Annotated in this window: 35 protein-coding genes and 1 pseudogene; all 36 read left to right on the forward strand. The window is 43.8% G+C overall.

Annotated features, from left to right (window positions below; translation table 11 throughout):
• Window positions 1-93 precede the first annotated feature (93 nt).
• The 36 genes and pseudogenes from BLW49_RS14165 (at window position 94) to BLW49_RS14335 (ending at window position 18,608) form a co-directional block, all read left to right on the forward strand.
• Complete coding sequence (locus BLW49_RS14165; RefSeq protein ID WP_090725245.1) at window positions 94-306, forward strand: hypothetical protein; 213 nt, start codon at window positions 94-96, stop codon at window positions 304-306.
• Window positions 307-349: 43 nt separating this feature from the next.
• A complete protein-coding gene (locus BLW49_RS14170) occupies window positions 350-586 on the forward strand; it encodes a hypothetical protein (RefSeq protein ID WP_090725247.1) in 237 nt (78 codons plus the stop codon).
• Window positions 576-1,040: a YopX family protein gene (locus BLW49_RS14175; protein WP_143042119.1), complete on the forward strand. Its 465-nt coding sequence runs from the start codon at window positions 576-578 to the stop codon at window positions 1,038-1,040. Before BLW49_RS14170 ends, BLW49_RS14175 begins: the two co-directional genes overlap by 11 nt.
• Window positions 1,033-1,254, forward strand: coding sequence for a hypothetical protein (locus BLW49_RS14180; protein ID WP_090725249.1), 222 nt, complete (start codon window positions 1,033-1,035; stop codon window positions 1,252-1,254). Before BLW49_RS14175 ends, BLW49_RS14180 begins: the two co-directional genes overlap by 8 nt.
• A 74-nt stretch (window positions 1,255-1,328) precedes the next feature.
• Window positions 1,329-1,502: a hypothetical protein gene (locus BLW49_RS28810; protein ID WP_177178744.1), complete on the forward strand. Its 174-nt coding sequence runs from the start codon at window positions 1,329-1,331 to the stop codon at window positions 1,500-1,502.
• Window positions 1,503-1,526: 24 nt separating this feature from the next.
• Window positions 1,527-1,802: a hypothetical protein gene (locus BLW49_RS14185; protein WP_090725251.1), complete on the forward strand. Its 276-nt coding sequence runs from the start codon at window positions 1,527-1,529 to the stop codon at window positions 1,800-1,802.
• Window positions 1,777-2,418, forward strand: a complete 642-nt coding sequence (locus BLW49_RS14190; protein WP_090725253.1) for an ERF family protein — start codon at window positions 1,777-1,779, stop codon at window positions 2,416-2,418. Before BLW49_RS14185 ends, BLW49_RS14190 begins: the two co-directional genes overlap by 26 nt.
• Window positions 2,418-3,047 carry an HNH endonuclease gene (locus BLW49_RS14195; protein WP_090725255.1) on the forward strand — a complete coding sequence of 210 codons (630 nt, stop codon included), beginning with the start codon at window positions 2,418-2,420 and terminating at the stop codon, window positions 3,045-3,047. The genes BLW49_RS14190 and BLW49_RS14195 overlap by 1 nt, the downstream gene beginning before the upstream one ends.
• Window positions 3,037-3,402: pseudogene (locus tag BLW49_RS14200) on the forward strand (single-stranded DNA-binding protein); the annotation flags it as partial. The gene BLW49_RS14195 and the pseudogene BLW49_RS14200, both read left to right, overlap by 11 nt.
• A gap of 156 nt (window positions 3,403-3,558) precedes the next feature.
• Entirely contained in the window at window positions 3,559-3,801 is a 243-nt protein-coding gene (locus BLW49_RS28545; RefSeq protein ID WP_177178745.1) for an HNH endonuclease, read from the forward strand.
• A gap of 18 nt (window positions 3,802-3,819) precedes the next feature.
• Complete coding sequence (locus BLW49_RS14205) at window positions 3,820-4,014, forward strand: hypothetical protein (protein WP_090725259.1); 195 nt, start codon at window positions 3,820-3,822, stop codon at window positions 4,012-4,014.
• Window positions 4,015-4,056: 42 nt separating this feature from the next.
• Entirely contained in the window at window positions 4,057-4,443 is a 387-nt protein-coding gene (locus BLW49_RS14210; RefSeq protein ID WP_090725261.1) for a hypothetical protein, read from the forward strand.
• A 158-nt stretch (window positions 4,444-4,601) separates the two neighbouring features.
• Window positions 4,602-4,856 (forward strand): hypothetical protein, encoded by a 255-nt coding sequence (locus BLW49_RS14215; protein WP_090725263.1) that lies wholly within the window; start codon window positions 4,602-4,604, stop codon window positions 4,854-4,856.
• 114 nt (window positions 4,857-4,970) lie between these two features.
• On the forward strand, window positions 4,971-5,102 hold the full coding sequence (locus BLW49_RS29210) for a hypothetical protein (protein ID WP_256209758.1): 132 nt from the start codon (window positions 4,971-4,973) through the stop codon (window positions 5,100-5,102).
• Between the two features lie 2 nt (window positions 5,103-5,104).
• A complete protein-coding gene (locus tag BLW49_RS14220; RefSeq protein WP_090725265.1) occupies window positions 5,105-5,782 on the forward strand; it encodes a hypothetical protein in 678 nt (225 codons plus the stop codon).
• Window positions 5,779-6,111, forward strand: a complete 333-nt coding sequence (locus tag BLW49_RS14225; protein ID WP_090725266.1) for a hypothetical protein — start codon at window positions 5,779-5,781, stop codon at window positions 6,109-6,111. Before BLW49_RS14220 ends, BLW49_RS14225 begins: the two co-directional genes overlap by 4 nt.
• Window positions 6,108-6,524 (forward strand): YopX family protein, encoded by a 417-nt coding sequence (locus BLW49_RS14230; RefSeq protein WP_090725268.1) that lies wholly within the window; start codon window positions 6,108-6,110, stop codon window positions 6,522-6,524. Before BLW49_RS14225 ends, BLW49_RS14230 begins: the two co-directional genes overlap by 4 nt.
• A 494-nt stretch (window positions 6,525-7,018) precedes the next feature.
• Entirely contained in the window at window positions 7,019-7,228 is a 210-nt protein-coding gene (locus tag BLW49_RS14240; RefSeq protein WP_090725271.1) for a hypothetical protein, read from the forward strand.
• On the forward strand, window positions 7,221-7,586 hold the full coding sequence (locus tag BLW49_RS14245; RefSeq protein WP_090725273.1) for a hypothetical protein: 366 nt from the start codon (window positions 7,221-7,223) through the stop codon (window positions 7,584-7,586). The genes BLW49_RS14240 and BLW49_RS14245 overlap by 8 nt, the downstream gene beginning before the upstream one ends.
• Window positions 7,579-7,806 carry a hypothetical protein gene (locus BLW49_RS14250; RefSeq protein WP_090725274.1) on the forward strand — a complete coding sequence of 76 codons (228 nt, stop codon included), beginning with the start codon at window positions 7,579-7,581 and terminating at the stop codon, window positions 7,804-7,806. Before BLW49_RS14245 ends, BLW49_RS14250 begins: the two co-directional genes overlap by 8 nt.
• Window positions 7,807-7,808: 2 nt before the next feature.
• Entirely contained in the window at window positions 7,809-8,330 is a 522-nt protein-coding gene (locus BLW49_RS14255; RefSeq protein ID WP_090725276.1) for a hypothetical protein, read from the forward strand.
• Between the two features lie 6 nt (window positions 8,331-8,336).
• A complete protein-coding gene (locus tag BLW49_RS14260) occupies window positions 8,337-8,534 on the forward strand; it encodes a hypothetical protein (protein WP_090725277.1) in 198 nt (65 codons plus the stop codon).
• 4 nt (window positions 8,535-8,538) lie between these two features.
• Window positions 8,539-9,000 carry an endonuclease domain-containing protein gene (locus tag BLW49_RS14265; protein WP_143042121.1) on the forward strand — a complete coding sequence of 154 codons (462 nt, stop codon included), beginning with the start codon at window positions 8,539-8,541 and terminating at the stop codon, window positions 8,998-9,000.
• A gap of 4 nt (window positions 9,001-9,004) precedes the next feature.
• Window positions 9,005-9,901: a hypothetical protein gene (locus tag BLW49_RS14270; protein ID WP_090725279.1), complete on the forward strand. Its 897-nt coding sequence runs from the start codon at window positions 9,005-9,007 to the stop codon at window positions 9,899-9,901.
• A complete protein-coding gene (locus BLW49_RS14275) occupies window positions 9,902-10,132 on the forward strand; it encodes a hypothetical protein (RefSeq protein WP_090725281.1) in 231 nt (76 codons plus the stop codon).
• Window positions 10,129-10,500: a DUF1064 domain-containing protein gene (locus BLW49_RS14280; protein ID WP_090725282.1), complete on the forward strand. Its 372-nt coding sequence runs from the start codon at window positions 10,129-10,131 to the stop codon at window positions 10,498-10,500. The genes BLW49_RS14275 and BLW49_RS14280 overlap by 4 nt, the downstream gene beginning before the upstream one ends.
• A 508-nt stretch (window positions 10,501-11,008) precedes the next feature.
• Complete coding sequence (locus tag BLW49_RS14295) at window positions 11,009-12,076, forward strand: hypothetical protein (RefSeq protein WP_090725287.1); 1,068 nt, start codon at window positions 11,009-11,011, stop codon at window positions 12,074-12,076.
• 30 nt (window positions 12,077-12,106) lie between these two features.
• On the forward strand, window positions 12,107-12,541 hold the full coding sequence (locus BLW49_RS14300) for a sigma factor-like helix-turn-helix DNA-binding protein (RefSeq protein ID WP_090725289.1): 435 nt from the start codon (window positions 12,107-12,109) through the stop codon (window positions 12,539-12,541).
• 355 nt (window positions 12,542-12,896) lie between these two features.
• Window positions 12,897-13,079 (forward strand): hypothetical protein, encoded by a 183-nt coding sequence (locus tag BLW49_RS14305; RefSeq protein WP_090725290.1) that lies wholly within the window; start codon window positions 12,897-12,899, stop codon window positions 13,077-13,079.
• A 74-nt stretch (window positions 13,080-13,153) separates the two neighbouring features.
• A complete protein-coding gene (locus BLW49_RS14310) occupies window positions 13,154-13,798 on the forward strand; it encodes a 3'-5' exoribonuclease domain-containing protein (protein WP_218145891.1) in 645 nt (214 codons plus the stop codon).
• Between the two features lie 17 nt (window positions 13,799-13,815).
• A complete protein-coding gene (locus BLW49_RS14315; RefSeq protein WP_090725292.1) occupies window positions 13,816-14,190 on the forward strand; it encodes a terminase small subunit in 375 nt (124 codons plus the stop codon).
• Window positions 14,187-15,500 (forward strand): PBSX family phage terminase large subunit, encoded by a 1,314-nt coding sequence (locus BLW49_RS14320; protein ID WP_090725293.1) that lies wholly within the window; start codon window positions 14,187-14,189, stop codon window positions 15,498-15,500. Before BLW49_RS14315 ends, BLW49_RS14320 begins: the two co-directional genes overlap by 4 nt.
• Complete coding sequence (locus BLW49_RS14325; RefSeq protein WP_090725294.1) at window positions 15,494-15,691, forward strand: hypothetical protein; 198 nt, start codon at window positions 15,494-15,496, stop codon at window positions 15,689-15,691. The genes BLW49_RS14320 and BLW49_RS14325 overlap by 7 nt, the downstream gene beginning before the upstream one ends.
• Before the next feature lies 1 nt (window position 15,692).
• A complete protein-coding gene (locus BLW49_RS14330; RefSeq protein ID WP_090725295.1) occupies window positions 15,693-17,468 on the forward strand; it encodes a portal protein in 1,776 nt (591 codons plus the stop codon).
• A gap of 4 nt (window positions 17,469-17,472) precedes the next feature.
• On the forward strand, window positions 17,473-17,634 hold the full coding sequence (locus tag BLW49_RS28815; protein ID WP_177178746.1) for a hypothetical protein: 162 nt from the start codon (window positions 17,473-17,475) through the stop codon (window positions 17,632-17,634).
• Between the two features lie 194 nt (window positions 17,635-17,828).
• Window positions 17,829-18,608: a hypothetical protein gene (locus BLW49_RS14335; RefSeq protein WP_090725296.1), complete on the forward strand. Its 780-nt coding sequence runs from the start codon at window positions 17,829-17,831 to the stop codon at window positions 18,606-18,608.
• Window positions 18,609-18,612: the final 4 nt, after the last annotated feature.

The raw sequence follows: 18,612 nt of genomic DNA on the forward strand, positions 1-18,612 counted from the left end.
GTCATATGTACGAAACCTCAATATATTGTACTACAGAATCATTCAAATTCCTTCAAAATACTATATCTGCCAATAAAGGAGGTGCTTTAACTCATGGAAGTTGTCCGGTCCAACCTCGCGCATAAGATTACCCGAGGTGATGAACAGATGATTGAAGCGGAATACACATTCGGGAAATCAAAGGTACTCATTGATACATCATTCTTATGTAAGACGAAAGAAGAGCGTGAACAGGTGGATCGACAGATTACTATGGTAGGTTGGTCGATTGTTGATGAGCTCATAAAGGAAGGCGAGGCGGTATAAGCCTCGTGTGAAGGACAAGCCCAAATAAAAAGGAGTGTACGACATGGCTAAAAACAGACGCGAAGTAGAAAACCCGATTCTTACACCGTTATTCCCATTCCGCAAGCCGAGCAAAGCACCGCAGATCTCTTACACCAAATGTGGATGCGGTAAGCCAGCATCTTACGAAGTATATGAGGATCGTCAGCCACACTGCATGGAATGCTTTGAGGAAGCGTTGGACAGCAGCACCTTCATCTTAGCGAGACGCTTATACGGAGGTTTTGACGATGCAAGCTAATATGTTGAAGTTTCGAGCATGGGACAAGGATCGCGGTCGGTGGCTAAACGAAGATGAGATTGTGCAAAGGTTGATCTTTAATCAACTCGTTGGCGGTGCCGGGAAGTTCCAAATAGATGAAAGAACATCGAATGATCTCGCTAAGGATATCGGATATTCCATTGATATCATGCAATGCACAGGGCTGAAAGATATTGATGGCAGAGAAATTTTTGAAGGGGATATCGTCACTCTAACCGTCCCAGATCAAGAATATGTAGAAGTTGGAAATGGGTGGATGGATGCAGGTGTGAATAAAGGTTTCTATAAGAAGGGTGTCGTTAGATTCCTTTATAGCATGTGGATGCTGGACGAAGGCGACGGCAAGGGCGGCCCACTTGAGTGGGAAGATAAACAAACGCTTGAGCTGCATGGAAACATCTACGAAAACAAGGAGCTGATCGAGAATGACTGAGTACCGAGTTGTAACAGCATGTGGACGCATCTTCGCTTGGTCTGAGCACGATTATGACAGCTTGATCCGTGACCTTCATTTCAGAGGGTACAAGCCAGTTTACATCAAGCCAATGAGCGAGTATGAAGCAGAGATCATGGCAAGAGAAGAGCAAGAAAGATTAACGGACGAGCTGTTCCGTGCAGTAGAAGAGGAGCTGAAACATTCTGCGTGAGATGACATTCAAGAATATAGACGATGTAATTACATACTTCCGGAGAGGAGGTGCAGGGAAGGAGAGTGTAAAGGATGACGGACCCGATCATATTTCTGCAGCTAGCCAAGATAGCGAGTGCCAGAGGGAAGTTAAATCGGACACTCAAGAGAGTATATCTGATGAATTACGTGAGAGCAGTTAAAAGACAAAGGGCCGCTGCGGTAACAGCGACCCAGGAAAAACACTTAGTTAAATTTGCGATTTGATTATACCACGAAAGGACGATCCGTATGCAAGTTAAAATCCGATACGTTCCTCAACATAAAGAAAAAGGTTACTTCTTAGATATCAATAGGCAGCCGACAGAAGATTGCAGTAAAGCAATTAGATTTAAATCTCCCTTTGATGATTATGCAGAGTTTATGATGGGTCGTTACCGACCGGATAACCCACTAGATTTCTGGGCAGCGCCACTTCGGATTGAGTATGACGTTGTAGATGGTGCAGTGGATATCAGACACATATTGGAGGAGAAGCTCAATGAACATTTACGAAAAGCTGATTGAGGTGCGGAAGGAAGTTCCCTATATCCAAAAGGCTGATCAAGGAGCTCAGTACAGTTACACCGGATCTAGTCGTGTCCTAGCTTCACTTAAAAAGAAGATGGACGAGCTCGGACTGCTGCTAGTGCCGGCGATTACGAAGCCGACTCTTCACGAATCTCCTATTGAATACAAAGACAATAACGGAAACGTCACCAAACGAACCACAACATACTTTACAGAGCTGGAAATGACCATGACATGGGTGAATGCTGAGAAACCTGACGAGCAAATATCTGTTCCTTGGTACGGTCAAGGCGTAGATATAGCCGGAGAAAAGGGAGTAGGCAAGGCGCTGACCTATGCAGAGAAATATTTCATGCTGAAATTCTTCAACATTGCCACAGACAAAGACGATCCAGACTCTTTCCAACAAAAGCATGATCTTTTACCAGCAATCACAGTCCAACAGATCGGAGACGCCAAAGTACTCTGGCTGGGACTTGGATATAAAGAGGCTGACATCAATAAACAAACTTCCAAGCTCTACAAGAAAACTTTAACGCAGCTGACGGAAGAACAAGCCAATGACTTCATTGAAAAATTAAAAGCCATGAGCGGTGAAAAGGAGAGTGCTTAATGGCTGCTCGCAAATGGTCAGATGAAGAGTTGGAGTCTTTAAAGCAGATGTTCATAAATGGTGTCCCTGATGAGGATATAGCTAAAAAGTTAAACCGGACCAAAGACGCAGTGAAAGTAAAAAGAGTCCGTGCAGGCATAACTGGTGATCACAACAATCGTAGATGGTCAGAAAAGTCACTGAAGTCTATTTCAGAAGCGAGAAAGAGAATTCCAAGGGAGAAGCATCCCAGCTGGAAAGGCGGAAGACGAATCACTTCCAATGGATATATTGAAATTCGTATGCCAGAACATCATCGTGCTAGAGGGAACGGATATGTTTTTGAACACATCATCGTAGCAGAAAAGATACTCGGCAGAAAATTAGCTCCTTGGGAAAACGTTCATCACAAGGATCGAAATAAGGAGAACAATCATCCAGACAATTTAGAAGTACTTTCTGCCTCAGAACATACTAAAAAGCATTCCGCTGATAAACCTAAAACTGGGTCATACCTTAATTGCGTTGTGTGCGGATCAACATTCTACAGAAAAAAATCTCATGTTCAAAAAGCTAAATGCTGCAGCGTAAAGTGCGTTGGAAAATACACCAATATGAAACGAAAAGGGGAGTTCAAAATTGCTGAATAGATCAATTTTAATCGGACGAACAACATCAGATGGTCAATTGAGATACACAAGCAGCGGTATAGCCACTTACTCAGTCAATCTTGCAGTAGATAGACCTTTTACCAATAACAATGGTGAGCGTGAAACGGATTTTATTCCTATTGTGGTCTGGAGGCAATTAGCAGAAACGTGTGCTGAATATTTACGGAAAGGACGACTCGTTGCGGTAGAGGGTAGAATCCAAGTCCGCAGCTACGAAACAGACAATGGAAAGCGGTATGTAACAGAAGTTGTGGCGGATAACGTCCGTTTCCTGGAGCGAGGCGGATCTGGACAGCAACAAGAACAATCGGGAGGCGATTACGGTGATGGACTCCCATTCTAATCCCTTTGACCCTGAATACGAGGTGGAGCTTCCAGAAGGATGTGATGGGCCATTCTGAACTTCGGATTTAACCCAGCGCCTAAGCCAGATAGTCGGAAGAAAAAGAACAACAAAGGTAAGTCACAGAAAGAGAAAGTTAGAGAAGCGGTGATCGCACGAGACGGCGGTAAATGGTGCTTAATCTGCGGTATATCAAGAAGCGGTTTACACCTGCATCGTGTGGTCTACGGCTCTCAGGGAGGCATATACGAGGTTGATAACTGTGTGCTGCTCTGTGACCGTGACCATACGATGGTCCATTCAAATAAACGGATATGGCAGCCGGCATTGCAAGAGTATCTGCAGACATTAGATCCATATGAAATCAGAAGTTTGAGGGATACAGCCTAATAAGGGAGAGATAAACACATGAGACCTGAGTATGCAGTTTATAAAGGCGAAAACTTACTTGTTGTAGGTACTGCCAAAGAATGCGCTGAGGAAATGGGTGTTACAGAAAGATATATCTACTGGCTTACGATGCCATCTGTTCGGAAGAGAATCGCTAGTAGAAAGAAACCAGATAAAGCCACTACGGCTGTTCGACTAGATGATGAAGAGTGATGACCATATAACAGGCTATACAGCCTTAAAGGAGAGATAACAATGGAATTGTACAAATTACGTTTTAATACAGCAAGTAAAACAGCAGATGAGATTAAATCAACGTATGATTTTTCGCCGCCACCACAAGAAGTACTGGAAAAGATGGCTGAAGCTTTTCGGAATTTGAATGGCACAGAGTTTGTGGGTGCAGTGTGGGGATACAGTCCAGACAGCTACGGCCTTTTTGGTTGGGATGACAAAGATGATGAAAAATTCAAAGAGTTCATTTACTCAATAGAGCAAGATGCAATGTTCGGCAATTACATTGATGATCGAGATAGATTTGATGCTCATTGGAAAAGCGGAGAGTTCGAACCAGCTGCTGCACTACACTTCGATAAAAGTGACATCATCATTATTGAAAAGATAGAAAAGATCAAGGATTGAGGCTATCAGCCTCTTTCCCTGGGAGGGGAGAACAACAGACGGTCTTATCATACTGTTAAACTCAACGAAATGATCATACGGCCCCCGCTAAACGCTGGGATTATTCAGTCGATTGAAGGCGGCTTTGCCGCAAAACCAAATCTAAGGAGAGACAGCACATGAAAGTACAAGTAGAGAACAACTTCTACATTGAATCGGACAGCTTCCAGTTCATTTTGAAAGAATACACCGGGAATATGACAAAGGAAGGCGTGCCGACATTCAAGACGCACGGTTACTTTCCGAACGTTTCAGGAGCACTTGAGAAATTCTTAACGTTGAAGATAAAAGAAAGCACAGCTACAAGCCTGAGAGAGCTCATTGCAGAGGTTAAAGGCATTAGGGAATACATTCGGGAGCAAGTGGACTTTTAAACGCTGTACGAGGCTTATAACGGCCGAAGGCCAACGAGACGAACGAATACGCTTAGGCGTTAGCCGGAGGCCGTATAGAGGATCCATAATCCAAGTAAGGGAGAGATAACAGGGATGAAATACAACGTATTAGCAATATGCAAAGCTTGCCTTGATGCAGAATTAGTAAACCGTAAAGGCTATTGTTCTGGATGTTGGGAAGATGTAAAAGACGATTGTCTGGAACCAGCTAAAGGGGAGGAATAACCATGTACGATTGGGAAGATGAACAATTTTATGAACCGAGTCCGTATGACGGACATATCGAGACATTGATCCAGGCTATCCGCGCAGATGTCAAAGAGGGAATCATAAGCGAAATGAATCGCCTAAAAAAAGAGAATGCCGAGCTGCAGGATGTGAAACGTGATTTTGAAGCGATCAAGCGAGAGTATGAGCAGAAGAAGATCGAGCTGGAATATGCAAAGCACAACGTCAAGAACGAGGTCAGGCGTGAGCGGCTTGTTGAGTTGATGGGGGATTTTACTCACGAATTATACAAAGCATCTAGCAAAAGGAATGTCCGTCCAAAGTGTGACAAGTGCGATGAAAGGAGAATGATTCATTACACTTCGCCTCTTGGAAACCCGAAACAGGAAGATTGTGATTGTAAGAATGGCATCGCATATTATGAGCCGCGATCTTATTTATGTTCATCTTACGAAGTTAGAAATAGCGAATTCATTGCTTGGTATAAAGCTTATGAAATTGACGCGGATGGTATGGAGTTTGAGTTCATAACATCATCAAGCACAGCAAAGATAATATATGCAGGTGAAGACTTTGAAAAATTAGAGGACTATCATTATATTCACTTCAAATCTAAAGAAGATTGTCAGAGGTACTGTGATTGGCTCACAGCGAAGGAGGCTGAGAAGGTAAAATGAATGATCAAGAAACTTTGCAGCTGATCAAAGAGGGATTCAATAAGAACCTGAAGGATGGTCTTATAAATCTGCAGATCGATTGGCTGATCCAACAGGCCGAGAAATTGCAAACAATGACGGCATCGATTCCTTGGATAAAGTGGGGCAGTGACAATCCGCCGGCATTAAACCAGGAGTACATTTGTTTATCTGCTTCAGGATCTGTTTTTATAGCGACCTATACAGGGGATAAAGATAATTGGTATTCACAATATTGGGGCGAGTTTTTTAAGGATACCGTCACGCATTACGCAGAAATCAATCTTCCTGTGGAGGATGAAAGGGAATGAGAACGTACAAATTCCGCGGCAAGCGACTTGATGACGTATGGGTATATGGCAGTCTTGTTATCGGAACTGATGGAGAGAAAACATATATATTCACTCGTGATGGGGCCCAATGGAGTGTCGATCCAGAAACAGTAGGTCAATGTACAGGACTCAAAGACAAGAACGGAGTAGAGATATACGAAGGGGATATTTATAGGCTCACAAACTTATCTCTTGGAAGGTTCTGTAGTCAGGAACGATACGTAAACGACCAAGTTGTTTTTATAGGAGGGCAATTTACCTGTAGGAACTGGAACATTCGAGAGTCATACGGAGAAGTCATCGGCAACGTATGGGAGGATGGTGAACTGCTTAATGATAGTCAAATTCCAAAGACCGATCGAAATTATAAACAATTGCCAAGCAATCTATGACGAAGATGAGCTGAAAGAAGCGATAATTTGGTATTCAAGCCGACCTGTAACGAGGATTAAAACTGTATACATGCATGGAGAATATCCAGCTGTATCGATACACGAACAAAAAATACACATTCACAGACTTCTTATGATGTACTGGGAAAAACGACAACTTGATACTAAAGAATTTGTGCATCACAAGAATGAAAATAAACTTTGTGCATTGAGAGAAAACCTTGAGTTGATGTCATCTTCAATACACCAAAGTCACCATAGTAAGGGAAGAATATTTTCTAAAGAACATCGCGAGAAAATAGCAGAATCAAATCGGCGGAGAAAGCGCGTTAAGAAACATAGGATCAACTTACCTGTACCGGAGATTATGAACATGGTTGCTGATGGAATGTCAATCAGTTACATTGCCAAACACTTTAAAGTCGATCGCTCAACAATCAGAAGCCGAATCCACGAACATCCTCACCTATTAAACCTTCCTGGGGAGGTAGACCATGAGTAAGTTGGACAAAATTCATGCTTGGTTAAATGTCATAGCATTTACTACTTCCCTTACCACCTTTTGCTTATTGCTTATAGGTTGGCTGCTTGGATATTTACCGATGGAGGTTGGATTGATAGGCGGAATCCTTGCTGGGCTTTGTTTTGTAATATTTCGCTTAAACAACTATCTATGGGGAAGGGTCGTGAAAGACCATGAGTAAACAAGAGAAGCTTATATCAGCAGATAAACTGCTTGAATGGATAAATTACGGTCTTGAACGAGCAGAAACATTTAAGCCTAAAGAAGACGTAATTGAGGGCAGCGTGCAAACATTGGAACTTTTGGCTGAACAGATTGAGGCAGGCACATTTAACGCTGATCCAGTACCCGCCATTAAGCCGAGAGAAGTGATCATAAAAGATCAGACAACATCTGGAACAGATGTTGAAGATGAAATCGGCAATATAACTCAGGACATGATTGATGCAAATCCTCATTACAACAAAGTTTACATCACAAAGATTTATGAGGATGAATGGGAGATTGTAGGTCGGTTGGAGGTAGTAAAGGATGAGTAGAGAGGAAGAAACATTTGGTGAATATTTCGAACGAATGATATCAGAGGGTTACATTGAGGAAGATGGAACACCCTTAAAATGCCCTCATTGCGAAAGTGCCGATGTAGAGGAAAGGAATCATTTGTATGAGGACTACATTTGTTTATTGGAATATCAAATGTTCTGCAAGCCTTGCAACGTATCAATTGGGCAATGGTCTTATGGAAGTTGGGAGGTTTAAGGATGAATAGAGACTGGCATAAGGACATGGAACGTATACAGCTTGGGCGAAAATTGTTTGAAACATACGGTGCGGTGATAGAAGGTGTTAATTCTAAAGAATCGCTTGATGAAGTGTTAGGATACTGGCTCCAACAATACGCAGAGCTTCAATCTAGAAACGACGAAATGCTTAAGGTTCTAGAACGCATAAAAGCCGATATAGACGAGTTCAGGAGCTATATAGACATAGAAGCATGTGAGAGTGTAGAAGATCAGGCTAGGGCGTTTAACGAGGTCCTGAAGGCTGAGAGAGAACGTGCAGATGAGCTACAGAAAGAATATAGATATGTACTAATGGTAAAAGAAGATTTCGTGAAGGGGTACCACTTACAAGAAGAGCGAGCAAATAGTGCAGAAGCTCGTGAACGGAAGCTGAGGGAAACGATAGAAGAAGTGCTGAGAGAGGCAACCAAGTGGGAGAACCCTTACGAGGGATACGGTGACCTACAGAGAATGTTGTTATCCCTTTACCCAAAGGAGTGAGTCAATATGTCATCTAACAACAGGTTTTCGAGTGAGTCGCTAGCATATTGGGATGATGAACTAGCTCGGGCGGTAGGTGATCTAGAGGACGCTGAACGATATGGCGACTCCGGAGCTATCGAATGGCACAACGAGCGGATCAGATGGGCCAAGATGAAGATCAACAACATATTGGATTATCAACGACACATAAAAGGAGCGTGAGGTTTTGGATCCTTTAGAAAAGAGAAAACAGCAATTCATTGAGTATAAAAATTATGAAGTACAACGAGCATTCATGTTAATGGAGAAGCTCACTCCAATTGAGCAAATTATGTTTTTGAATATATTGGACCTCTTGAGTCAAATCGGTCACCAAAATTACATGATAAGGCTACAAGAAAAGATTGATAGATACACAGTGGACTTTCTACTCATCTACCGTCCTGTAGCAAACCAGTCCATAGAGAAAAAAATCATCATAGAGTGTGATGGTCACGACTATCACGAGAGAACAAAAGAACAGGCTGCACATGATAAAAAGAGAGACAGATTCTTTACAATGAACAATTACACCGTTCTCAGATATACAGGATCAGAAATTGTTAATAATGGCAATCAAGTTTTTGATGATGTGTCTGAAATTATCTTTTATGATCCATCGCTTTATAACCTAGATCAAGGAAGGTGAGAACATGGCAGTTTATCGGCAGATACAAGTTAGCTTCTGGCAAGATCCATTCGTGATCGGGCTGACACCAGAGGAAAAATACTTCTATGTATATCTGATGTCCAACTCTAAAACAAGCCAGTGCGGAATATATGAGCTTCCAAAACGAGTGATTGAGTTTGAAACCGGCTATCACCGGGAGACAGTGGACAAGCTGCTGCATCGTTTCATCGAATATGGAAAGATACTGTATCACGATCCGACACAAGAGATTATGTTGCTCAACTGGCTCAAGCATAACTCTATCAAAAGTCCTAAAGTACGCATGTGCGTGGAGAAAGAGATCAACGGTATAAAAAATAACGACTATAAGTACCGTTTTGCTAGTCTCTGCAAAGACCTTGGATACCCTATAAATAGTCTATCTATAGACTTGGGGGAAGAAAAAGAAAAAGAAAAAGAAGAAGAAAAAGAAGAAGAAAAAGAAGAAGAAGAAGAAAAAGCGTCCGACTCTCTCTCCTCTTCAAATTCTGATTTTAAAGATGAAATAACCAAAATGACAAAGGATTATGACATTCAGCAAGCCAGCATTTATTCCATTGATCAAATATATGCATTCCATCGTGTTGTTGAGAACGAAGTCATTACAGCAGCTTTAAAGAAAGCCAGCGGCAAGCATGTCAATTACGCCATTAATACCCTGACGAACTGGGTGAAGGAAGGAAAAACAAAAATCATCGATATTAACCCACCTTTAAAAGTCGGAGTTGCTCCAGCTCGGACTCAAGGAGGCAAGCCGCAGATCGAGGTAGTCAAGCCAACAGAAGAAGCGCCAGCTGTGTCACAAGAAGAACTTGAGGAAATGATCCGTTTCGCAGAAGAAATGCAAAGCAACACCAACAATAAAAGGAGCGTGAGTTAAATGGCAATGAAAGCATATGGACGGAAACATACACCGGTTAAATCCAAAGACACAATGAAGATGGAGCTGGCTCCAGAACGGAAAAGGGAGAATGAGACGCTACAAGAGTACGTTTTAACCAAGGAAGAGAGACAGGAGATCATCCGGAAGTATGGGCCGCCACTGCGGCCTCTGGGTACTAGCAAGAGCATCGTTCACATGACCAAGGGGAAGAAAGGGGGTGCGGCATGATTCGCAAGACTAACAAATATGGGGCCAAGCAAACGATCATCGACAATATCACCTTTGACAGCAAAATGGAGGCCCAACGGTACGCACACCTTTGCATGCTGCAGCGTGCTGGACTCATTTCAGAGCTTGAGAACCATCCGGAATTCGTGTTGATCGAGCCCTTTACCAAACTGGGAAAGAAAAAGCGAGGTCATAAATACAAAGCGGACTTCATGTATCTGGATGAGCATGGTCAAAGAATCGTGGAAGATGTAAAAGGCTTTGTTGCTCGAGACTTCCCACTACGGAGGACGCTGTTCGATTCCAAGTATCCTGATCTGTTGCTAAAGGTGGTCAAGAATACAAATGGGATATGGGAGGAAAAGTGAATATGAAACTTATGTGTTGGATCACGCATTCTAACGGCATGGTGCTTATAGACGACTCAGGGACTGCTAGAGGCATTTTGATAGAGTTACCCATACAAAGAGTGGGACAGTCTCCAAAACGCCTACAGAAGCCGTCTGAGTGGTTTAAAATGGATGCGCTAGAAGCAATGAAGAAAAAGGGAGCGTAAGGAGTGATGCTAAAACTTAGACAATACTTTTGCAGACATGACTTCACAATAATAGCGCAGCATAGATCGAGTTCACAGAATTTATGGAAATGCGATAAGTGCAAAGTTTATTGCATTCAACATTGGGGATTAGGGACGAATTATAAGTGCAAGGAACCAAATATAAATGGATGGAAGTATGATGATACTTTGTCAAGTAACAACCATGATAGAAAACAAGAAAAATATCGAGAAAATTAACGTAAACAAGTAGTTTCATGCACTAATTCATAGTATAATAGAGTTATAATCTTACAATTACGGAAAATGGGGTGTATGTGGTGATTAACCAAGAGTTATTGGACCAAAAACGTTATGAATTGAGCACAGAAAGACAACGTGGAGCAGTGGCGGATGTGCATAAGATCGAAGCGCTGGAGCAAGAGATTGCCCAGTTGGAGAATAACAAGGTCGAAGAGAATAATGAGGCGATCGCATACTTCTTAGACGAACTGACAGTAGACGACGGCGACGGAAAAGTATACAACATGCGTGACCTTGTCGGCAGCGAGCCGGCTTATCAAATCCTCAGGTTGGCAATCCAACAAGGGATGATGCAGCGTGAAGAAGGACGCATTGCAGAAACAAATAAAGCACAAGAGGCCGCTGCAGCTCAGGTAGTGCAGCTCAAAGCCGAGAAAGAAGAGATTCATAACCGTTACGATGCGATGTATGAAGAAGCAGCTTCACTGCGTAACGAAGTTAACACTCTCCGCAACGAGGTTAATACATTGCAAGAAGCTAAAGCGGATCTTGAACATAAGAGAGATGCGGCAGCAGCTGAACTGGAATCAGCTAACAAGGAAATTGAGAGACTCAATAGCCAAGTGGATGATCTCAGAACAGAAATCGCAGTTGGTGCCAAGAACGCTGTAAGAGTAATTGATGTTGGTCCAGACATGAATGAAATGATGGAGCGATTCAAAGAGCAGAAGAAGAAAGAAGAAGAGAATAAGCCGGCGATCTACAATGTTAACCCATTGGATAACCGCAGATCACGCTTCAGCGCTCAATATGCCGAAACGGATGAGTACTTCGAGGATTACTATATGTACATCGGTAAGTACCGGGAGGTGCAGCCCGAAGAGGCAATCACATTTCGCGCCGCCGCCGAGGAGAAACGTCGTAATGAGGATCTGGCACGCGCTCGGGCTGAGTTGGAAGCGAGCCTGACACCGCCCTCTTTGCAGTTTCAAGAAGAAACCGACCTCGCAGAGCACGGACTGGATCAAGCAGACGCTGACGGAGAGGTGGAAGGACAAGCAACTACGGCAATTGAGGAAAGACTCACGGCGCTTGAGCAACGAGTAAGTATACTGGAGCAACAAAGATTGGGGGAGGCGGCGTAAGCCGTCTTTTCTCTTAAGGAGGTAAAAGGCATGAATAAGGACAAGGTGATTGAGTATCTGGAGAACTTTAACTCATATCAATACGCTGTGAATAGCATAGCTGATGAAAGAGGCGGCCCATTGATGCCTATCAATATGGTCTCGGACAGAAGGGTGCTACCAGCAAACAGATGGGACCACAGAAGATACACTTTGGTAGTGACCATGGTAAAAGGAGCTATTGATACGGTCCTGAGTGATGATGAGAGATCGGTGATCATGCAGAAGTATATTGATCGGAATAAGAAAGCGCTGCATGAGATTGCGCGTTATCTCCACAGAGACAGAGGTACTATATCTAAATGGCATACAGAGGCGCTTAAAAAGCTCTGCAAGGCTCTTGAACCATTGGATGTTGAGTACACTGACATTGAGAACATTGATTACATGTGGGACCCGAACTGGGAATACAGCGAACCCGCATAAATCCCGCATTTTTCCCGCAAAAATCTCACACAAAACCCGCAATGATTATGATAAATTAGTATTATAGGGAACATATGATGGACGTCGGTAGCTGAATGCGCAGCCTCCGTTTACATTGTTCTTTTAACTTGTCACTAGCCAGCACCCAAAAGGATAACCAAGGATCGGTGTATACTGGTCGGCTGGCGGTGATTAACATTGGGACAGGACATCAGAGGGTGATAAAAACCCGTTTCGTCCACTAAAAGCCCATTCCGGGCATGGCGGATTAGCGGTAGCCGCATTATGTACAAATTACCGCATCATATGACAGGAGTGGCGAGCGATCGCTGCTCTTTTTTATTTTGAGGTGACTATGGCTAAGCTGGTCATTATATTTAACGCAGGTAGTCAATTGGAATTTGGTATGACAGAGGAACAGGCGAATAAGTATGCTCAACTGTTAAACGATCCACCTCAGCAGTGGGTGGTTATATGGGGCGATTATGCGACAGAGATCAACACACATGCTGTCGACAGAGCTCTAGTCGTGAAGTAGCAGGTAAGGGCCGAAGGCCATCGAGACGAACGAAATACTTAGCGGAGCGGAGGCCGGATAAGGGGGTTGAGGTTATGAAGATAAGTAAAGAAGAAGCAGAAACTCTTGCTACTCTCATGCTAAGAGATCAAACCAAAGCATATGGCAAAGAAGAGTTAGAACAGATGATAAGAGAGGTGAAGAAAGAACCCATGAAAGTATTCTTTGATACAGAGTTCACAGGACTACACCAAAACACGACGCTGATCAGTATAGGATTGGTAGCTGAGAATGGCAGTGAGTTTTATGCCGAGTTGACTGACTATGATAGGGATCAGGTAGATGATTGGTTGCAAGCAAATGTCATTGATAAGCTGTACATTCCTGATGAAGTAGGACAACAAGCGCCAAACAACTTAAAAGGTGACAAGGAGTATGTACTAGAGCAGCTTAAATGGTGGTTAAGCCAATGGGATCATGTAGAAATTTGGAGTGACTGTCTAGCATATGACTGGGTGCTATTCAATCAATTGTTTGGGCATGCGTTCAATATTCCAAAGAACGTATACTACATTCCATTCGACATATGCACGCTGATGAAGATTAAAGGAGTCGATCCAGATATCAGCCGTGAGGAATTTGTTGAGGGAGACGGAATCAACTGGATGAGACAAAAACATAACGCTTTATACGATGCTCAAGTCATCAAGCGTTGTTATTACAAACTGATGAAGATGTAGAAAGGAGAGTGAATCCCATGGCATTGACGGCCAAACAACAAAAGTTTGTCGATGAATATATGATCGACCTCAATGCCACTCAAGCGGCAATACGAGCAGGTTACAGTGAAAAGACAGCCTCAGAAACAGGGTATGAGAACCTCAGGAAACCTCAGATTGCCGAAGAGGTAGCCAAAAGGCAACAGAAACACGCTGAGAAAGCCGAAATGACCGTAGAATGGGTCTTACAACAGTACAAGGACATAATCCTCAATACGAAGGACATAGACCCTAACGTGGCGCGTGGAGCCTTAGACAGCGTGGCTAAACATTTAGGCATGTTTAAGGAACGTATTGAGCACAGCGGTAATCTTGGCGTTACGATCGTAGATGATATCAGGGGTAAGTCATGATTAAGTTAACTGAGGTGATAGCGCCATCTTTCTACGATGTACATTGTGACATCAAAGCAGATGGTCATACCCATTACTGGTTAGGTGGCGGTCGCGGTAGTACAAAGTCATCTTTCACGGCGATTGAGATTATCCTTGGTATCATGTCCGACCCCAACGCAAACGCTGTGGTACTCCGTAAGGTCAAAGATACGTTGAAAGAATCGGTATTCGAGCAGCTAACCTGGGCTATTGAAGCATTAGGCGTTGAAGAATACTGGCACATCCCAGAGGCGAAGCTGGTTATCACTTATAAGCCTACTGGACAAGAGATCCGCTTTAGAGGTGCAGATAAGCCGAAGAAGATCAAATCCATGAAGTTTAGCCGTGGATACACCAAATTCATTTGGTATGAGGAAGTTGACGAGTTCACGGGCATGGAAGAAGTCCGGATGATCAACCAGTCATTGATGCGTGGTGGACCCAAGTTTACGGTGTTCTACACATACAACCCACCAAAGAGCGCGAACAACTGGGTAAACACTGAGGTTAAACTAACTCGGGATGATCGACTGACGCATCACAGCACCTATCTAACCGTTCCTAGAGATTGGTTAGGGGAACAGTTCATTGTAGAGGCTGAGCATCTTAAAGTGACTAAGCCGCAATCCTATGAACATGAGTACTTGGGTAAGATCACTGGTACTGGCGGTGAGGTGTTCGACAACGTTCAGATCAGACGGATCAGTGATGAAGAGATAGAGGAGTTCCATCAGCTTAGACGAGGCTTAGACTTTGGATATGCGGTTGACCCTTTATCCTACACGGTGATGCATTACGACAGGAAGTACAAACGACTATATATCTTTCATGAGCTGTATAAGGTGGCAATGTCCAACTATGCAGCTTATTTGCATATTGCGAGCGAGAATAAGCGGAATGAAGTCGTCAAAGCAGACTCAGCAGAGCCTAAGAGCATTAATGAGCTGACTCAGTACGGCTTATTTGTGCAGCCAGTGAAGAAAGGGCCTGACTCAGTAGAGTTCGGTATCAAGTTTCTCCAAGGGCTAGAAGCAATCATCATTGATGACAAACGTTGCCCAGAGACAGCACGCGAGTTTCTGACATATGAGCTTGATAAAGACGTACATGGCAACTTTAAAGCGAAGTTTCCGGACAAGAACAATCACTCCATCGACTCTGTACGATATGCGATGGAAGATGATATGTGGGACTTCATGGAGCGTATGAAGGCAAGACATGCGCCTGAGACACCGTTCCCATTCCGTACAGTTGAACCACAGACGACAGGAGGTTTTATGCAGTGGTAGACGATATAACAAAACTAGGCGAATTGCTGAGACTTCCTGATCTAGAGGAAGAGACAAAAGCACTGATCAATAAGAAAATGCGTGAAATGATAGACAAAGCAGAGGTAGTAGCTCCTTCAGCCAATAATCCTTTGAGGGATAAAGATATTATGAATGAATGGATAAACGGCAAGCAGAAGGAAGGTGAGTAACATGGATAAGAAAAAGAATCTGGATAACTTGGCTAGTGAAGTAGATCAGCAGTATGAAGATGGCCTGTCCTATCACCGTAGGATGGGCTTTTTATCTAAATGGCCGATGTACGAACGGTTCAAAGCCAGTGACCAGTGGCCGGCTGCTACTCCTCAAACCAGAAACTTACCTAGACCAGTCTTTAACGTAATTGAGATGATTGAGGATCATAAGGTAGCGAACGTTATGAGTGAGCAAATTAAGCTGGTCTACAGTCGCCAAGAGATTGATGACAACATGACGGAAGAGGAATTAGAGGATGTAGGTGACCTCTTCTCGCGTTTCTCAGAAGCTACATGGGAGCGAATCAAGCAAGATGAATTAAATGATGAAGGCTTAGATATAGCAGCCAATACAGGCACAGGGATATGGCATTATGTTTGGGACAATTCAATCTCCGGTGGCGATCTTTACCCATATGTAGGTGAGATGCAAGGAGAGATCCTTGATCCAATCAATGTTTTCTTTGGTAATCCGCAACAAAGAAACGTTCAGAAACAGCCATATATCATCATCAGCAGCCGTGAATCTGTAAAGCACATAAGGGAATATGCTCGTGCAAATGGTATGTCTAAGGAAATGGCATTGCAAATCAAGCCTGACAAGGATACTCAGAACGAGGGATATGATACAGCCAAGATTGAGATGAATGACTCAGGCAAAGTTACTGTATTAACTCGTTACTGGAAGGGCAAAGACAATCAAACTGGCAACACTAAAGTGTTCATGTGCAAGGTTGCTGGTGGATTGACCATAAAGAAGCCCGCTGATACAGAACTGAGCCTCTACCCATTAGCTGTGATGCAGTGGAAACGCCGTAAGAAGTGTATTTATGGCATTGGAGACACTGAAGGGTTGATCCCAAATCAAAAGGCAATCAACCTTATTATGGCTATGGAAATTCTCTCAGTACAGCTCACGGGCTGGCCTAAGTTGGTTTACAAGTCGAATGCAGTGGATCCATGGAAGATTACCAATACTCCGGGCGAAATGATTGAGGATAGAACTCCATTAGGTCAAGGAGATGGCGTGAAGTATCTGATGCCTGGATCTTTCAACAGCCAAGCAAGTGCGCTGGTCGATGCTATCCTTGGTTACACTCGTGAAATGACAGGGGCCAATGATGCAGCCACTGGTACAGCACCATCAGCTGACCTGAACGCCACAGCTATTATGCTGCTGCAGAAAGCCGCTGCTATCCCAATCGAGTCCATTAAACGCCGATTCTACCGCCTGATTGAGGACATTGGGCGTATATGGGAGGACATGTGGAAGGTCAAATACAACATTGAGCGCCAAGTGATGCTGAAAGATGATGAAGGTGAGACGTATCCGGAAATGTTCACTGGCTCACAGTACCAAGGTATAGAGCTCAACCTGAAGATTGACGTTGGCCCATCGTCCACTTACTCTGAGGCGCTCATGGTATCGACGCTTGAGAAAGCCAAGGCAGAGGGTGATATCACATTTGCTCAGTTGCTGAAGTACATGCCTAAGTCGATTGTTCCTTATCGTGACCGACTCTTGAAGGAATTGGACGAGCAGAAGGGTGTAATTGCCTTGATGGAGGAACAATTCAACAGCATGCCGCCTGAGGACAAGGAAGTATTCGCTTCACTGCCGGTTGAACAACAGTTTGCAATGCTTCAAAATGCTATAGCACCACCAATGCAAGCAGCTCCAATGCAGCCAGAGGCACTACCGATGGGAGCACCACCAATACCAATGGGAGTGTGATGAAATGAGTTGGGATCCACAAGGAAGACCAAGAGGAGAAACGGTATTTGCATCAGCGCAAGGGGCAGCAGCAGTTACGACAAATAACAGTGCTGATCTTCCGTTAAATCCAACAAAGGGTGTCTATTTAGGGGGAGGCGGTGATTTGAGGGTGACTAGGCGCTGACGGATGACGAGGAATTGGGTAATCAGTTCAGTGTAGCAGCCACAGTATACGGACTGCCTGGAGTAGATCGTATCAATGGATTGATGGATAACATCAAAGAATTGAAGAAGTAAGCAACACGGGGCCTTCTCAGTGCAGAGTTGGCCCTATTTTAATACAAATTTGCTCCTACCATAGAGCAAGGAGGGTTCAAAATGGAAGAGACCGCCAACCATAGCGGAGTTGAAGAAGTAACAGAAGTGCCAGAGGTAATTGAGACCAATGAAACGCCAATAGAAGGCAGTGACTCCCCACCACAGGAGGAAACGCCACGAGGCATTAACGTCAAGTACAACAAAGAGGAACGCTTTGTGCCAGAGGATGAGGTGCCTACATGGGTTCAGAAAGGTTTGAACTATGACAAGGTGTCCGAAAAAGCCCAGCAAGCCGAGCGTTACCAACAAAACCTTGACCGCATTGCGAAGTTTTACGGTTATGACAGCCATGATTCTTACTTAGAAGCTCTGGAACAGGCTGAGCAAGACCGCCGAATCCAAGAGGAAGCTCAGAAACTAGGCGTAGATGAAGAGGTGATCCGCACTCATCTGCAGCCAATGCAAGAAAAGCTGAGCAAGTATGAGAAGGAAATGCAGACGATCCGGGAGCAAGAGAACCTTCGTATGGTTGAGTCTCAAATACAGACGCTCAGCGCGAAATACCCGGACTTTGGCAAGCATCAAAATGCAATCATTCAAATGTCCATCGACAAAGGCTATGACCTTGAGGACGCATATATCCTGACTACGCATCAGGAACGGCTAAATGCTGCAAAGCAAGAGGCACAGCGCGAAACGCTGAAAAACATACAACGAAACGCCGACAGCTCCACTGGATTCCTTGGTGAAGATGCTCCAGATCAGGATGGCAGTTATGCTTCAATGTCTGCTGCTGATCGAAAAGCATTCAGGGAACGAGTTAAGCGCGGCGAATTATAAGGAG

It is taken from the genome of Paenibacillus sp. PDC88, from assembly GCF_900106725.1.
Lineage (GTDB): Bacteria > Bacillota > Bacilli > Paenibacillales > Paenibacillaceae > Paenibacillus > Paenibacillus shunpengii.

What these genes read in the sequence shown, in the direction of transcription:
- BLW49_RS14275 (WP_090725281.1), top strand. Translation starts at nt 9,902, where the DNA reads ATGGCAATGAAAGCATATGGACGGAAACATACACCGGTTAAATCCAAA.
- BLW49_RS14165 (WP_090725245.1), top strand. Translation starts at nt 94, where the DNA reads ATGGAAGTTGTCCGGTCCAACCTCGCGCATAAGATTACCCGAGGTGAT.
- BLW49_RS14175 (WP_143042119.1), top strand. Translation starts at nt 576, where the DNA reads ATGCAAGCTAATATGTTGAAGTTTCGAGCATGGGACAAGGATCGCGGT.
- BLW49_RS14315 (WP_090725292.1), top strand. Translation starts at nt 13,816, where the DNA reads ATGGCATTGACGGCCAAACAACAAAAGTTTGTCGATGAATATATGATC.
- BLW49_RS14185 (WP_090725251.1), top strand. Translation starts at nt 1,527, where the DNA reads ATGCAAGTTAAAATCCGATACGTTCCTCAACATAAAGAAAAAGGTTAC.
- BLW49_RS14280 (WP_090725282.1), top strand. Translation starts at nt 10,129, where the DNA reads ATGATTCGCAAGACTAACAAATATGGGGCCAAGCAAACGATCATCGAC.
- BLW49_RS14225 (WP_090725266.1), top strand. Translation starts at nt 5,779, where the DNA reads ATGAATGATCAAGAAACTTTGCAGCTGATCAAAGAGGGATTCAATAAG.
- BLW49_RS14245 (WP_090725273.1), top strand. Translation starts at nt 7,221, where the DNA reads ATGAGTAAACAAGAGAAGCTTATATCAGCAGATAAACTGCTTGAATGG.
- BLW49_RS28815 (WP_177178746.1), top strand. Translation starts at nt 17,473, where the DNA reads ATGAGTTGGGATCCACAAGGAAGACCAAGAGGAGAAACGGTATTTGCA.
- BLW49_RS14180 (WP_090725249.1), top strand. Translation starts at nt 1,033, where the DNA reads ATGACTGAGTACCGAGTTGTAACAGCATGTGGACGCATCTTCGCTTGG.
- BLW49_RS28810 (WP_177178744.1), top strand. Translation starts at nt 1,329, where the DNA reads ATGACGGACCCGATCATATTTCTGCAGCTAGCCAAGATAGCGAGTGCC.
- BLW49_RS14305 (WP_090725290.1), top strand. Translation starts at nt 12,897, where the DNA reads ATGGCTAAGCTGGTCATTATATTTAACGCAGGTAGTCAATTGGAATTT.
- BLW49_RS14250 (WP_090725274.1), top strand. Translation starts at nt 7,579, where the DNA reads ATGAGTAGAGAGGAAGAAACATTTGGTGAATATTTCGAACGAATGATA.
- BLW49_RS14195 (WP_090725255.1), top strand. Translation starts at nt 2,418, where the DNA reads ATGGCTGCTCGCAAATGGTCAGATGAAGAGTTGGAGTCTTTAAAGCAG.
- BLW49_RS14300 (WP_090725289.1), top strand. Translation starts at nt 12,107, where the DNA reads ATGAATAAGGACAAGGTGATTGAGTATCTGGAGAACTTTAACTCATAT.
- BLW49_RS14270 (WP_090725279.1), top strand. Translation starts at nt 9,005, where the DNA reads ATGGCAGTTTATCGGCAGATACAAGTTAGCTTCTGGCAAGATCCATTC.
- BLW49_RS14310 (WP_218145891.1), top strand. Translation starts at nt 13,154, where the DNA reads ATGAAGATAAGTAAAGAAGAAGCAGAAACTCTTGCTACTCTCATGCTA.
- BLW49_RS14320 (WP_090725293.1), top strand. Translation starts at nt 14,187, where the DNA reads ATGATTAAGTTAACTGAGGTGATAGCGCCATCTTTCTACGATGTACAT.
- BLW49_RS14220 (WP_090725265.1), top strand. Translation starts at nt 5,105, where the DNA reads ATGTACGATTGGGAAGATGAACAATTTTATGAACCGAGTCCGTATGAC.
- BLW49_RS14230 (WP_090725268.1), top strand. Translation starts at nt 6,108, where the DNA reads ATGAGAACGTACAAATTCCGCGGCAAGCGACTTGATGACGTATGGGTA.
- BLW49_RS14240 (WP_090725271.1), top strand. Translation starts at nt 7,019, where the DNA reads ATGAGTAAGTTGGACAAAATTCATGCTTGGTTAAATGTCATAGCATTT.
- BLW49_RS14210 (WP_090725261.1), top strand. Translation starts at nt 4,057, where the DNA reads ATGGAATTGTACAAATTACGTTTTAATACAGCAAGTAAAACAGCAGAT.
- BLW49_RS14190 (WP_090725253.1), top strand. Translation starts at nt 1,777, where the DNA reads ATGAACATTTACGAAAAGCTGATTGAGGTGCGGAAGGAAGTTCCCTAT.
- BLW49_RS14335 (WP_090725296.1), top strand. Translation starts at nt 17,829, where the DNA reads ATGGAAGAGACCGCCAACCATAGCGGAGTTGAAGAAGTAACAGAAGTG.
- BLW49_RS14255 (WP_090725276.1), top strand. Translation starts at nt 7,809, where the DNA reads ATGAATAGAGACTGGCATAAGGACATGGAACGTATACAGCTTGGGCGA.
- BLW49_RS14205 (WP_090725259.1), top strand. Translation starts at nt 3,820, where the DNA reads ATGAGACCTGAGTATGCAGTTTATAAAGGCGAAAACTTACTTGTTGTA.
- BLW49_RS29210 (WP_256209758.1), top strand. Translation starts at nt 4,971, where the DNA reads ATGAAATACAACGTATTAGCAATATGCAAAGCTTGCCTTGATGCAGAA.
- BLW49_RS14330 (WP_090725295.1), top strand. Translation starts at nt 15,693, where the DNA reads ATGGATAAGAAAAAGAATCTGGATAACTTGGCTAGTGAAGTAGATCAG.
- BLW49_RS14260 (WP_090725277.1), top strand. Translation starts at nt 8,337, where the DNA reads ATGTCATCTAACAACAGGTTTTCGAGTGAGTCGCTAGCATATTGGGAT.
- BLW49_RS14215 (WP_090725263.1), top strand. Translation starts at nt 4,602, where the DNA reads ATGAAAGTACAAGTAGAGAACAACTTCTACATTGAATCGGACAGCTTC.
- BLW49_RS14170 (WP_090725247.1), top strand. Translation starts at nt 350, where the DNA reads ATGGCTAAAAACAGACGCGAAGTAGAAAACCCGATTCTTACACCGTTA.